At 72.7% G+C, this 12,230-nt stretch carries 10 protein-coding genes; 9 read left to right on the plus strand and 1 reads right to left on the minus strand.

The features are described 5' to 3' along the window. Positions 1-18: 18 nt before the first annotated feature. From ICW72_RS03645 to ICW72_RS03685, 9 genes are read left to right on the plus strand one after another with little or no spacing between them, the layout of a single operon-like run. The gene (locus ICW72_RS03645) at positions 19-1,050 is read left to right on the plus strand and encodes an alpha/beta hydrolase (RefSeq protein ID WP_191084982.1); all 1,032 of its coding nucleotides are present in this window, start codon (positions 19-21) and stop codon (positions 1,048-1,050) included. Beyond that, on the plus strand, positions 1,047-2,012 hold the full coding sequence (locus ICW72_RS03650; RefSeq protein ID WP_191084983.1) for a D-2-hydroxyacid dehydrogenase: 966 nt from the start codon (positions 1,047-1,049) through the stop codon (positions 2,010-2,012). The genes ICW72_RS03645 and ICW72_RS03650 overlap by 4 nt, the downstream gene beginning before the upstream one ends. Positions 2,013-2,015: 3 nt before the next feature. After that, entirely contained in the window at positions 2,016-3,407 is a 1,392-nt protein-coding gene (locus ICW72_RS03655; RefSeq protein ID WP_191084984.1) for an amidohydrolase family protein, read from the plus strand. Next, entirely contained in the window at positions 3,404-4,612 is a 1,209-nt protein-coding gene (locus ICW72_RS03660; RefSeq protein WP_191084985.1) for a M20/M25/M40 family metallo-hydrolase, read from the plus strand. Before ICW72_RS03655 ends, ICW72_RS03660 begins: the two co-directional genes overlap by 4 nt. A gap of 55 nt (positions 4,613-4,667) precedes the next feature. Further along, a complete protein-coding gene (locus ICW72_RS03665) occupies positions 4,668-5,057 on the plus strand; it encodes a cupin domain-containing protein (protein WP_191084986.1) in 390 nt (129 codons plus the stop codon). 4 nt (positions 5,058-5,061) lie between these two features. Beyond that, the gene (locus ICW72_RS03670; RefSeq protein WP_191084987.1) at positions 5,062-6,036 is read left to right on the plus strand and encodes a Bug family tripartite tricarboxylate transporter substrate binding protein; all 975 of its coding nucleotides are present in this window, start codon (positions 5,062-5,064) and stop codon (positions 6,034-6,036) included. A 4-nt stretch (positions 6,037-6,040) separates the two neighbouring features. After that, positions 6,041-8,317 carry a penicillin acylase family protein gene (locus ICW72_RS03675; RefSeq protein ID WP_191084988.1) on the plus strand — a complete coding sequence of 759 codons (2,277 nt, stop codon included), beginning with the start codon at positions 6,041-6,043 and terminating at the stop codon, positions 8,315-8,317. Further along, positions 8,317-9,459: a benzoate/H(+) symporter BenE family transporter gene (locus ICW72_RS03680; protein ID WP_191084989.1), complete on the plus strand. Its 1,143-nt coding sequence runs from the start codon at positions 8,317-8,319 to the stop codon at positions 9,457-9,459. Before ICW72_RS03675 ends, ICW72_RS03680 begins: the two co-directional genes overlap by 1 nt. A 55-nt stretch (positions 9,460-9,514) precedes the next feature. Continuing rightward, on the plus strand, positions 9,515-11,173 hold the full coding sequence (locus ICW72_RS03685) for a Na/Pi cotransporter family protein (protein ID WP_191084990.1): 1,659 nt from the start codon (positions 9,515-9,517) through the stop codon (positions 11,171-11,173). Positions 11,174-11,179: 6 nt separating this feature from the next. On the opposite strand, the gene ICW72_RS03690 is transcribed toward ICW72_RS03685, so the two are convergent. After that, entirely contained in the window at positions 11,180-12,127 is a 948-nt protein-coding gene (locus ICW72_RS03690; protein ID WP_191084991.1) for a Gfo/Idh/MocA family protein, read from the minus strand. Between the last annotated feature and the right edge of the window lie 103 nt (positions 12,128-12,230).

Here is a 12,230-nt window from a genome sequence, read left to right on the forward strand (position 1 = left end):
CAAGCCGAGGAGGTTTCCATGCAACGCCGTGCCGTGCTGGCCGCGCCGCTGCTCGCCGCGCCGCTTCTCCTGCCGAGCCCCGCCTCGGCCCAGGCCGCGCTGGTGAGCGAGGAATTCATGGTCCCGTCCGGCGATGCGGGGATCGAGCTGTTCCTGCGCAACAAGCGTCCGGAGAACCTCACCAGCTTCTCGCCCGCGCGCACCGTGCTGTTCGTGCATGGCGCGACCTACCCGGCCCACACCTCCTTCGACCTGCCGCTGGGGGGGCTGTCCTGGATGGACTACATGGCCGGCCGCGGCTTCGACGTGTGGTGCCTCGATTTGCGCGGCTACGGCCGCAGCACCCGCCCGCCCGAGATGGCCCAGCCGCCCGAGGCCAACCCGCCCCTGGTGCGCGGCGAGGTCGCGGTGGCCGACATCGCCGCCGCCGCCGCCTTCATCCGCGAGCGCCGCTCCGTCCCCCGCCTGATCCATATGGGCTGGTCCTGGGGCACCGCGCTGATGGGCCGCTTCGCCGCCGACAACCCGACCCTGGTCGAACGCTTGGTCCTCTTCGCCCCCGTCTGGCTGCGCGAGGGCGCGAGCCCGGCCGGCGATGCGATGGGCGCCTACCGCTTCGTCACCCAGGCCCAGGCGCGCGAGCGCTGGATGAATGGCGTGCCGCAAGCGGCCCGCGCCAACCTGATCCCCGGCGGTTGGTTCGAGCATTGGGCCGGCGTCACCTGGGCCACGGATCCCGAAGGGTTGCGCCGCAGCCCCGCGGCGCTGCGCGCGCCCAATGGCGTGCTGCAGGACAGCCGCGAATACTGGCAGGCGGGCCGCCCCTTCTGGGAACCCGGCCGCGTCACCGCCCCCACCCTGCTGGTGGTGGGCGAATGGGACCGCGACACGCCGCCCTCCATGGCCTTCACCATCCTGCCGCTGCTGACCTCCTCGCCCGGGCGGCGGATGGTGCTGCTGGGCGAGGGCACCCACACCATGCTCATGGAGCGCAACCGGGGCGCTCTGTTCCAGGCCGTGCAGGTCTTTCTTGAAGAGGCATCCGCGTGACATTTCCGACCAACCCCACCATCTGCTTCGCCCATGTGGCCTATCGCTGCGCCGAGCGTTTCGCCGAGCGGGGCGCGCCCTTCCCCCATTTCGAGGTGCGCTCCCTGGCCGAACTCGAGGCGCGGATCGGCGAGGCGGATGTGCTGGTGGTCAGCGGCCTCTGGCGCAACACCCTGCCCGCGCTCTCGCCCCGGCTGAAGTTCGTCCAGTCGCTGTCGGCCGGCACGGACCAGTATGACCGCGCGGTCTTCGCGCAGCACGGCATCCGCCTGGCTTCCGCCGCCGGCGCCAATGCCAATGCGGTCAGCGAGCATGCGGTGGGGCTGATGCTGGGCATCACGCGCAAGCTGTTCGTGGCGCGCGACGACCAGCACAAGAAGTTCTTCTCCGGCATGAAGGGTGACTTCGCGCAGCGCGAGGATGAGCTGGCCGGCAAGACCGCCATCGTCGTCGGCACGGGGCGCATCGGCGCGCGGCTGATCAAGCTGCTCAAGGCCTTCGACATGCATGTCATCGGCGTCCGGCAGAACCCGGCCAGCGGCACGGCGGGCGCCGATGAGGTGCATGCCACCTCCGCCCTGCCCGGCCTGCTGCCGCGCGCGGATTTCGTGGTGCTGGTCTGCCCGCTGACCGACGCCACGCGCGGCCTGATCGGCGCCGAAGCACTGGCGGCCATGAAGCCCGGCGCCTACCTCGTCAACTGCGCGCGCGGCGCCGTGGTGGACGAGCCCGCGCTGATCACCGCCCTGCAATCCAACGCCATCCGTGGCGCCGCGCTGGACGTGATGATGGCCGAGCCGCTGCCCGAGGAATCCCCTCTCTGGACGCTGCCCAATTGCTACCTGACGCCGCATACCGGCGGCGAGACCTGCGCCTATGAGATCAACGTGCTGGACCTGATGATGGAGAACATCGGCCGTCTCCAGCGCGGCGAGGCCAGCCTCGTGAACCAGGTGGCCTGAGCCATGGCGCTGGTGCTCTCGCCGCGCTGGTCCTGGTGCGCCGAGACCGGCCTCAGGGAGCACCCGCATTTCGTCATCGAGAATGGCCGCATCACGGCCATTCTCAACGAGGCGCCGAGCCTGGACGCCGAACGCATCGCCCTACCCCAGGGGCTGCTGACGCCGGGGCTGATCAACCTGCACAACCACGCCTTCTCGGCCCCGCTGTTCCGGGGGCTGGCGGATGACATCCAGCCGGGCAGCCTGCCGGGGCACATCCTGTTCTCGCTGCTGATGCCGCTGGGCGACCTGGTCGCCGAGATCATGGAGCCGGACGCCATCGGCGACGCGGTGGAGATGGCGCTGCTCGAATGCCTGATGACGGGCACGACGGCGATGCTCGACATCTGGCGCCCGCAGCAGCATGAATTCGTGCCCCGCGCCACGGCGCTGGGCCTGCGCACCTGGTCCTGCCCCTACACCTTCACCGTGCCCAACCTCGCCATGGGGCCCGAGGGCACGCCGGTCTGGCAGGGTGAGGATGCCTCCGACGCCAGCTTCGACTTCGTGATGAAGCTGCACGCCGAATGGCACCAGGGGCCGGACGGGCTGGCCTCGGTGGGCTTCGGGCCGCATGGGCCCGACAGCAACTCGCCCGAATTGCTGCGGCGCGTGGATGCGGCGGCGCGGGAGATGGGCGCCATCGTCTCCGTCCATTGCGCGCAGAACCCGCTGGAGATCGCAGCCGTGCGCGCCGCCCATGGCAAGGGCAGCGTGGAGCATCTGCGCGATTGCGGCCTGCTGCGCCCGGGCGTGATCCTGGGCCATTGCTTCCTCGCGACCGATGAGGAGATCGCGATGGTGCGCGAGGCCGATGCCACCATCGCCTGCTGCCCGCTGGGTTTTGCGCGCTCCGGCAAGGGCGTGCCCATTGCGCGCTTCCTCGATTCCGGCGTGCGGCTCGGCATCGGCACGGATGGCGTGACGCTCGACATGGTGGACGAATTGCGCGCCGCCGCGCTGCTCGCCAAGACGCAATCCACCAATCCGGGCGCGGGCAGCGCCGAACGCCTGCTGACGGCCGCCACGCGCGACAGCGCCGATGCGCTGGGCCGCCCCGATCTCGGGCGGCTGACACCCGGCGCCCGGGCCGATGTCGTGATGTTCGACCTCTCCGCCGCACGCTACCAGCCCATCTGGAACCCCCTGCGCGCGCTGCTGACCAATGGGCGCGGCAGCGACGTCCACACCGTCGTCACCGCCGGCGAAATCCGGGTGCGCGGCGGCGACCTGGTGCGCGGCGACGCCGATGCCATCATCCGCCGCGGGGCCGCCGCCATCGAGCGCGTCTGGGCCGAGGCCGCGCGCCGTGGGGCCATACCCGCGGCACTTGCTTCACAAAGGGAATTCGCGTGACCACCGACGAGACCATCGCCTCCATCCGCGGCCACGCCGCCTACCAGGCCGCCTGCGACGTGCTGCGCGCCGAGCATGACCGCACGGTGCAGGACATCATCACCCTCACGGAAATCCCCGCCCCGCCCTTCGCGGAAGAGAAGCGCGCGGCCGCCTATCTCGACATGCTGCGCGCCCATGGGCTGGACGAGGTCGCGCAGGACGAGGTCGGCAACGTCATGGGCCTGCGCCGTGGCTTCGGCAATGGCGACATCCTGGTGGTGGCGGCGCATCTCGACACCGTCTTCCCCGCCGGCACCGATGTGCGGGTGCGGCGCGAGGGCACCAAGCTGTTCGCCCCCGGCGTGGGCGACGACACGCGCAGCCTGGCCGTGAACCTCGCCTTCCTGCGCGCCATGGACGCGGCGGGCATCCGCACGCGGCATGACATCCTGTTCGTCGGTGATGTGGGCGAGGAAGGGCTGGGCGATTTGCGCGGCATCCGGCACCTCTTCGCGACCCATCCGAAGCGCGAGCGCATCCGTGGCTTCCTGACGGTGGACAGCCCGGAGGTGGAGCGCATCGTCACCGGCGGCATCGGCTCCCGCCGCTTCCGCGTGACCTTCCGTGGCCCGGGTGGCCACAGCTACGCCGCCTTCGGCATGGTGAACCCGATGTATGCCATGGCCGAGGCCGCGCGCAGCCTCGCCGCCATCCGCGTGCCCCGCGAACCCGTGACGACGCATTGCGTCAGCGTGGTCTCGGGCGGCACCTCGATCAACGCCATCCCGGAGACGGTGACGATGGAGGTGGATTTGCGCTCCGCCTCGGCCGAGGAATTGTCCAAGCTGGAACGCGCCTTCCTGGCCGGCGTCGAAGGCGCCGTGGCCGCCGAGAACATGGCGCGCGAGGGCACCATCCGCGTGGAGATCACCCCCGTGGGCGACAGGCCCGCGGGCCACACGCCCAATGGCGCGCCCATCGCGCGGCTGGCCGCGGCGGCGGTGGCGGCGGAGGGCTACAGCCCCTCCTTCGAATGGTCCTCCACCGATGCCAACATCCCGATGAGCCTCGGCATCCCGGCCCTTCGCATCGGCTCGGGCGGGCGCGGGGGCCGCGCGCATTCGCTGGAGGAATGGATCGACGTGGAGATCGAGGATTCGCTGCGCGGCATGCGCGCGAGCCTCGCCACGATCCTGGCCGTCGCGGAGATGGAGTTGGCATGATGTTCGCCACCGATTCACGCCTCCGGGCTGCCGCCCTCCGGCGATCGGGGGCGGCATGACCCTCATCGTCCGCATGGGCGACGTGACGCCCTATTCCCCCGCCAACCACCACGGCACCGTCAACCACCGCCTCATCGGCCCCGAAACGGTGGGTGCGCGCCAGGTCGAGATGCTGCACGGCACGCTGCAGCCCGGCGGCTCCGCCCTGCCCCACGCCCATCCGGGGCTGGAGCAGATCTGCTACCTGCTGGAAGGCCGCGCCCGCGTCGCCTGCAATGGCGAAGAGGGCGAGATGGGGCCCGGCGATGCCTGCTTCTTCCCCGCCGATGCCGAACACCTTTTCCAGGTGATTGGCGACACGCCGGTGCGCGTGCTCGTGATCTACGCACCACCCTATGGCGAGAACCCCGAGAAGGTGATCCGCCGCACTGACCATGGAGGATAACGTCATGTTCCAACGCCGCACGCTGCTGGGCGCATCGCTCGCCCTGCCCGCGCTGTCAGCCCCTGCCCTGGCCCAGGGCGGCTGGCGCCCCTCGCGCCCCATCACGCTCGTCGTGCCCTTCGGCGCCGGCTCGGGCACGGATGCCGTCACGCGCATCCTCGCCCAGATGCTCTCGGCAGAGATGGATGGCGCGACCATCACCGTGGAGAACCGCGCCGGCGCCAATGGCACCATCGCCGCCATGGCCGTGGCCCGCGCCCAGCCTGACGGGCACACGCTGCTCGTCACCACCAACACGCCGCACGCCGCCAACCCCTGGCTGCTGCGCCGGCTGGACTATGACCCGATCGCGGACTTCACGCCCATCTCGCGCCTGGGCAACTACGCCTTCTGGCTGGTGGTGCACCCCGACATCCCGGCCCGCACCCTGCCGGAATTCATCGCCCATGTGCGCGCCAATCCGGGGCGCATCACCTACGCCTCGGGCAATGGCTCGGGCATCGTCGGCGGTGCGGCGGTGGCCAAGCATGCGGGGGTGGAGATGACGCATGTGCCCTACCGCTCGGTCCCGCCCGCGCTGACGGACCTGCTGACCAACCGCGTGAACTGCATGGTGGTGGATTTCGCCCCCTCCATCGCGCATGTGAGCGAGGGGCGGCTGCGCGCGCTGGGCGTCACCTCCGGCCAGCGTTCGCGGCTGGCGCCCGATGTGCCCACCCTCGCCGAAGGCGGCATGACCGGCTTCGAGATGCTGAGCTGGGCGGCCCTGCTGGGCCCTGCCCGCCTGCCGGCCGAGGTCACGGCCACGCTGGGCGCCGCCATGCAGCGCCTGGGCGCCAAGCCCGAATACCGCGAACGCATGGCGCAGGCGCGGTTCGAGGGCCTCACCTCCACGCCCGAGGAGCTCGGCCGCTTCATCGTGGCGCAGATCGCCGCCTGGGGCGAGATGATCCGCAGCGCGGGGATCGAGCCCGAATGAGACCATGAGGCGGCGCCGCCGCCCCTCCCTCTGGCGCGGCGCGCTGCTGGGCCTGTTGCTGCTGGTGCTGGCGGTGCCGGCGCTGGCGCTCGGCCTCGTCTGGTGGACGCTGCCGCCGCGCGACGAAAGCCTCGCCCTGCCCGGCCTCTCCGCGCCGGTGGAGGTGAGCTTCGACGCGCATGGCGTCCCGCGCATCCGCGCCGCCACGGAGCGCGACGCCACCATGGCGCTGGGCTACCTCCATGCCCGCGACCGCCTCTTCCAGATGGAGGCGATGCGGCGCGGGGCGGAGGGGCGGCTTTCCGAGATCGCGGGCGGCGCGGCGCTGCGGCTCGACCGTTTCTCGCGCGTGCTGGGCCTGGCCCAGCGGGCCGAGGCGGACCTCGCGGGGCTCGAGCCCGCGACGCGCGACATGCTGGACGCCTATGCGGCCGGGGTGAATGCCTGGATCGCGGCGCGCGGCCGCTTCGCCGCGCCGGAATTCCTGCTGCTCGGCGCGCCCGAGCCCTGGGAGCCGCGGCATTCCCTGCTCTGGGCCAAGGTGATGGGGCTTTGGCTCTCCAACAATTTCCGCGTGGAGATGGAACGCGCGCGCCTCGCCGCCCTCCTCCCCGCCGAGCGGCTGTGGGATCTCTGGCCGCTGGATGGCAGCGCGGGGCGACCCGACCTTGCCGCGCTGCCGCAGCTGGACCGCGTGCTGGCCGCGATCCCGGTCTTTGGCGAGGACGCGCCCCTGCCCAGCTCGGCCTCCAATTCCTGGGCCGTGGCGGGGCCGCGCGCGGGCGGCACGGCGCCCTTGCTCGCGGCCGACCCGCATCTGGGCTATGGCGCCCCCGTGCTGTGGTACCTGGTGCGCGTGGAGCTGGCCGATGGCGGCCTGCGCGCGGGCGCCACCTCGCCCGGCGTGCCCTTCCTGGTGTTCGGCCGCACGCAGGACCTCGCCTGGGGCTTCACCACCACCCATTCCGACACGCAGGACGTCTATATCGAGCCGGAATCCGCCGCCCGCGTGGTGCGGACCGAGACCATCCGCGTGCGTGGGCGCGAGCCCGTCACCTTCGAGGTGCGCGAGACCGAAAACGGCCCCGTGCTCTCGGACCTCGACGAGACGCCGCGCACCGATGGCCGGGTTCTGGCCGTGCGCATGGCCAACCTGGAGCCGAACGACACCGCGGCGGACGGGCTGCGGCGCCTGGCGCTCGCGCGGGACCTCGCCGGCGCACGCGACGCCGCCGCGCGCATCACCTCGCCGCCGCAGAACCTGATGGTGGCGGCGCGCGATGGCGGCATCGCCATGTACCTCACCGGCCGCACTCCCCTCCGCAGCGAGGGCGATGGCTCCTTCCCCGGCACCGCGCCCTGGCGGGGCTTCATCCCATTCGACGATCTGCCGCATGTGGAGAACCCGGGGAGCGGCCTGCTGGTGAACGCCAACAACCGCGTGAGCCCGGAGGGCCACCCCGCCTTCCTCGGCCGCGACTGGTATGGCGACTGGCGCTTCCGCCGCATCCATGAACTGCTCTCGCCCGGCGCGCGCTTCACGCTGGCCGGCTTCGCGGCGGTGCAGATGGACACGCTCTCCCTGCCGGCGCGGGAGGCCCTGCCCTTCCTCAACACCCTGCCCCGCGGCTCGGGCGCGGTGGGGGCGGCGCAGGCCCTGCTGGCGGGCTGGGATGGCGACATGGACCCGGCCCGGCCGGAACCGCTGATCTGGGCCGCCTTCTCCCACCACATGCCGCGGCTTGCGGTCGCCCAGGCGGGGGCGCCCGACGCCCCCACCAGCGCGGAATTCCTGCGCTTCCTGCTGACGGACCCGCGCGGCGAATGGTGGTGCGGCGGGGATTGCCGGGCCATGGCGGCGCTGGCCATGGCGGAAGCGGTGGCGGACCTCGTGGCCCGCTTCGGCCCCGAGCCCGCCCAATGGCGCTGGGGCCAGGCGCACCAGGCCCGCTTCGACCACCCGCTGCTGCGCTTTGTGCCCGTGCTGAACCGGCTGACAGGCCTGGCCGCGCCCGTGGGCGGCGACGGCCACACCGTGCAGCGCCAGAGCTTCCGCATAGCCGGGCCGGAGCCCTTCGCGGCCGTGCATGGCGCGGGGCTGCGGATCGCGGTGGACCTGTCGGACCCCGACGCCACGGAGGCCATCATCGGCACCGGGCAGTCCGGCCACCCGCTCTCGCGCCACTGGGGGGATCTGCTGGAACGCTGGCGGGCGGGCGAGACCCTGCGCCTCACGCGTGAGCCCGCCGCCACGACCGCCCGGCTGCGCCTGACACCCTGATGCTGCAACCCGTCACGCTGGGGCTGCTCGCGGCCTTTGTCGGCTTCTCCTCCTCCTTCGCGGTGGTGCTGGCGGGCTTCGCGGCCATGGGCGCGACGCCGGCCCAGGCGGCGTCCGGCCTCGTGGTGCTGTGCCTGCTGATGGGGGGGCTGGGGCTGGCCTTCTCCGTGTGGTGGCGCATGCCCATCAGCATCGCCTGGTCCACGCCGGGGGCGGCGCTGCTGGCGGGCTCGGCCATGCCCGAGGGCGGGTTCCCGGCCGCGGTCGGCGCCTTCCTCGTGGCCTCGGCGCTGGTGGTGGTGGCGGGGCTGTGGCGGCCCTTTGCCCAGGCCGTGGAGCGCATCCCGGCGCCTCTGGCAGCGGCCATGCTGGCGGGCGTGTTGCTCGACCTCTGCTTGGCGCCGGTGCGGGCGGTGGGGGCAATTCCCTGGCTTGCCCTGCCGGTGGTGCTGGCCTGGGCGGTGATGCTGAGGCTCAACCGGCTCTGGGCCGTGCCGGTCGCGGTGCTGGTCGCGGTGGCCGTGCTGCTGCTGGGGCCGGGACTGCCGGGGGCCTCGGGCTTCACGCCACCCGTGCTGGAATTCGTGGCGCCGCGGCTGGAATGGGGCACGCTGGCGGGTATCGCGCTGCCGCTCTTCCTGGTCACGATGGCGTCGCAGAACTTGCCGGGCCTCGCGGTGCTGCATGCCAACGGGTATCGGCCGGGCGTGCGGCCCATCTTCGTGGCCACCGGGCTGGGCAGCTTCGCCGGTGGCTTCGCGGGCGGGCAGCTGGTGAACCTCGCCGCCATCACGGCGGCGCTTTGCGCGGGGCCGGAATCCCACCCCGATCCGCGTCGCCGCTGGGTGGCGGGGGCGGTGGCCAGTGCGGGCTATCTGGGCTTCGCCGTGCTGTCCGGCATGGCGGCGGTGATCGTGGCGGCGGCCCCGCCGTTGCTCATCCAGGCCGTGGCGGGCTTGGCGCTGCTGGGCTCGCTGGCGGGTGCCTTGGCCACGGCGCTGGAGCGCGAATCCGCACGCGTCCCGGCCATCACCACCTTCGTGGTCAGCGCCTCGGGGTTGACCGTGGGGGGCGTGGGGGCCGCCTTCTGGGGGCTGGTGGCGGGCGGGGCACTGTGGTGGCTGTTGCGACCGCGAGATTAGCCCTGTCATCAAACTGTCATCTTCAACCGGAATGGCGTAAACCTCGTTCACCACCGTGAACGAATTCCGCTTCCTCCTTCAGCTCGCCGGCGAGGCCGCGCTTCTCCTTTGGGGGCTGCACATGGTGCAGTCCGGCATCCAGCGCGCCTATGGCGGGCGGCTGCAATCCATCCTGGGCGCGGCGCTGGGCCGGCCCTGGCGGGCGGTGCTGGCAGGGCTGGGCGTCACCGCGGTCCTGCAAAGCAGCACCGCCACGGCGCTGATGGTGGGCTCCTTCGCCGCCGCCGGGCTGGTGGGCCTGGCACCGGCGCTGGCGGCCATGCTGGGGGCCAATCTGGGCACGGCGCTGCTGGTGCAGGCCCTCTCCTTCGACATGGCCTGGCTGTCGCCGCTCCTGATCCTGGCGGGCGTCGTCGCCTTCCGGCGCGCGGGCCGCACCCGCACGCGCGACCTCGCGCGGGTCGCCATCGGGCTGGGGCTGATGCTGCTGGCGCTGGCGCTGCTGGGTGCCACACTCGCGCCCGTGGAACGCTCAGCGGGGCTGCGCGAGGTGCTGGCCGTGCTGGCCGACATGCCCCTGGTCCTGGTGCTGATGGCGGCTATCCTGGCCTGGGCGGCGCATTCCTCGGTGGCCGGCGTGCTCTTCGTCGCGGCGCTGGCGGGCGGCGGCAGCCTGCAACCCGAGGCGGCGGTGGCCATGGTGCTGGGCGCCAATCTCGGCACGGCGCTGAACCCGCTGCTGCAGGCGCAGGGCGGCACGGGGGGGCCGCCGCGGCTGCGCCTGCCGCTGGGCAACCTGATGAACCGGGCCCTGGGCTGCGCCGTGGCATTGGCCTTGCTGCCAAGCTTCACCGCCCTGATGGCGGCGCTGGACCCCGACCCGGTGCGGCTGGTCGCCAACGCACACCTGGCCTTCAATTTGATGACAGCATTGGTGGCGCTGCCCCTGCTGCGTCCGCAAGCCTGGCTGCTGACGCGGCTATTGCACCCGCCCCCGCCCGAGGCCGACCCTGCCGCCCCCCGCTACCTCGACCGCGGGGCGCTCGGCACCCCCTCCGTCGCGCTGGCCCACGCGACGCGCGAGGCGCTGCGGGTGGCGGATGTGCTGAAGGACATGCTGGCCGCTTCCGCCCATGGCTTCGCCACCGAGGACCGGGGGGCCGGCAAGCCCGTCGCGCGCATGGACGACACGGTGGACGGGCTGCACCGCGCCATCCACGCCTACCTCGCCGCCCTGCCCGCCGAGGCGCTGGGTGATGAGGAGGCGGGCCGCGCCCGGCGCATCCAGGGCTTCGTGATCGCCCTGGAGCAAGCGGCCGATGTGCTGGCTCGGGACCTCGCGCAGCACGCCGCCAAGCGCCAGCGCCGTGGGCTCGACCTCACGCGGGAGGGGCAGGACATGCTGGACGCGGTGCATGCCGCGCTGGGCGCGCAGCTGACGCTGGCCGTGACGGTCTTCCTCTCGGAGGACCTCGACGCCGCGCGCCGCCTCGTCGCGGCCAAGGAGAAGCTGCGCGAGACCGAGCGTGAGGCGGCCCGCCGCGTGGTCACGGCCGGCGGCGCCCTGGCCAGCGAAGGCGGCGCCGTGCCCAGCTTCGTGCTGGACTGCGTGCGTGACCTGCGCCGCGTCTCGGCGCACCTGGCCAGCGTGGCGCATCCGGTGCTGGAGCAGCATGGCGTGCTGCTGCCCAGCCGCCTGCTGCCGGGCAATTGAACCTGGCTACGCCGCCAGGATCGCCTCCACCACCTCCTGCACCGCCAGCGCCTCGCCGAGCGTGGCGAGGTCCACGCTCTCGCCCCGCGTGAGCGCGGCCAGCTTGTCGAGCTGGCGCGACAGGGTCAGCGGGCGCATCTGCGGGTTGGGCAGGGCGTCAGGGGCGGCGTGCCAGCCGCCATCGGCGCCCTGGCGCTCGGCGAAGGACCAGTCGCGCAGGCGCAGCGCGCCCTTGGTGCCGGTCACAACGAAGAGGTTGTGGTCCTCCGCCGCCACGGTGCCGACCGAACCTTCCAGCGTCACCGGCACGTCCCCAGCCATCAGGCGCGCTGTGATGGCCGTCTCGCAGGCCTCGCCGCCCGGGAATTCGGCGTGTGCCTGCTCCAGCCGCAGCCCACCGCCCAGGCGCTGCGCGAGAAAGAGGAAATGCGACACCACCTCGCGCGTAAAGCCGCCCTCGGCGCGCAGCGCGAGCCAGGAGGCGGCGGCCGCCTGCCAGGCACGCGGCCAGGCGGCGAAGGCCACCTTGATGGAGATGGACTGGATCTCGCCTACCTCCGGCAGCCAGGCGCGCAGCTGCGCGACGGCCGGCGAGGAGGCCATGGGGAAGTTCACCGCCGCCCGCTGCCCGGCCGCGGCCGCCACGAAGGCGCGCGCCGCCGCCACGTCGGAGGCGAGCGGCTTCTCCAGGAAGAGCGAACGCCCCGCCCCCAGCACCGCCTGCCCATGCGCGATGTGCGAGGCGGGGGGCGAGGCGACATAGACGGCCTCGGCCGCCCCGATCGCCGCCTCGGCGCTGTCCAGCATGGGCACCGCGCCCGTGATGGCAGCCAGCCGCGCCGCCGCCGCGGGCGAAGGGTCCCACACGCCCACAACCCGCGTGCCGCCATGGTCCAGCGCCGCGCGCAACAGGCGCTCGCCCATGATGCCGAGGCCGATGATGGAAAGCTGCATGGGGGTGATCCTCGCCTATTCCGGCTTGCGCGGGCCCGATCCAGCCCGCAGAACAATGACGGACCGGCAATGGCGCAATCGGGGCGCCGCCGCAACGGGGATA

Origin of the sequence: Roseococcus microcysteis (assembly GCF_014764365.1) — a bacterium.
Taxonomy (GTDB): domain Bacteria; phylum Pseudomonadota; class Alphaproteobacteria; order Acetobacterales; family Acetobacteraceae; genus Roseococcus; species Roseococcus microcysteis.

Coding starts and splice junctions, on each gene's coding strand:
- ICW72_RS03645 (WP_191084982.1), top strand. CDS start 19: ATGCAACGCCGTGCCGTGCTGGCCGCGCCGCTGCTCGCCGCGCCGCTT.
- ICW72_RS03655 (WP_191084984.1), top strand. CDS start 2,016: ATGGCGCTGGTGCTCTCGCCGCGCTGGTCCTGGTGCGCCGAGACCGGC.
- ICW72_RS03665 (WP_191084986.1), top strand. CDS start 4,668: ATGACCCTCATCGTCCGCATGGGCGACGTGACGCCCTATTCCCCCGCC.
- ICW72_RS03670 (WP_191084987.1), top strand. CDS start 5,062: ATGTTCCAACGCCGCACGCTGCTGGGCGCATCGCTCGCCCTGCCCGCG.
- ICW72_RS03675 (WP_191084988.1), top strand. CDS start 6,041: ATGAGGCGGCGCCGCCGCCCCTCCCTCTGGCGCGGCGCGCTGCTGGGC.
- ICW72_RS03680 (WP_191084989.1), top strand. CDS start 8,317: ATGCTGCAACCCGTCACGCTGGGGCTGCTCGCGGCCTTTGTCGGCTTC.
- ICW72_RS03690 (WP_191084991.1), bottom strand. CDS start 12,127: ATGCAGCTTTCCATCATCGGCCTCGGCATCATGGGCGAGCGCCTGTTG.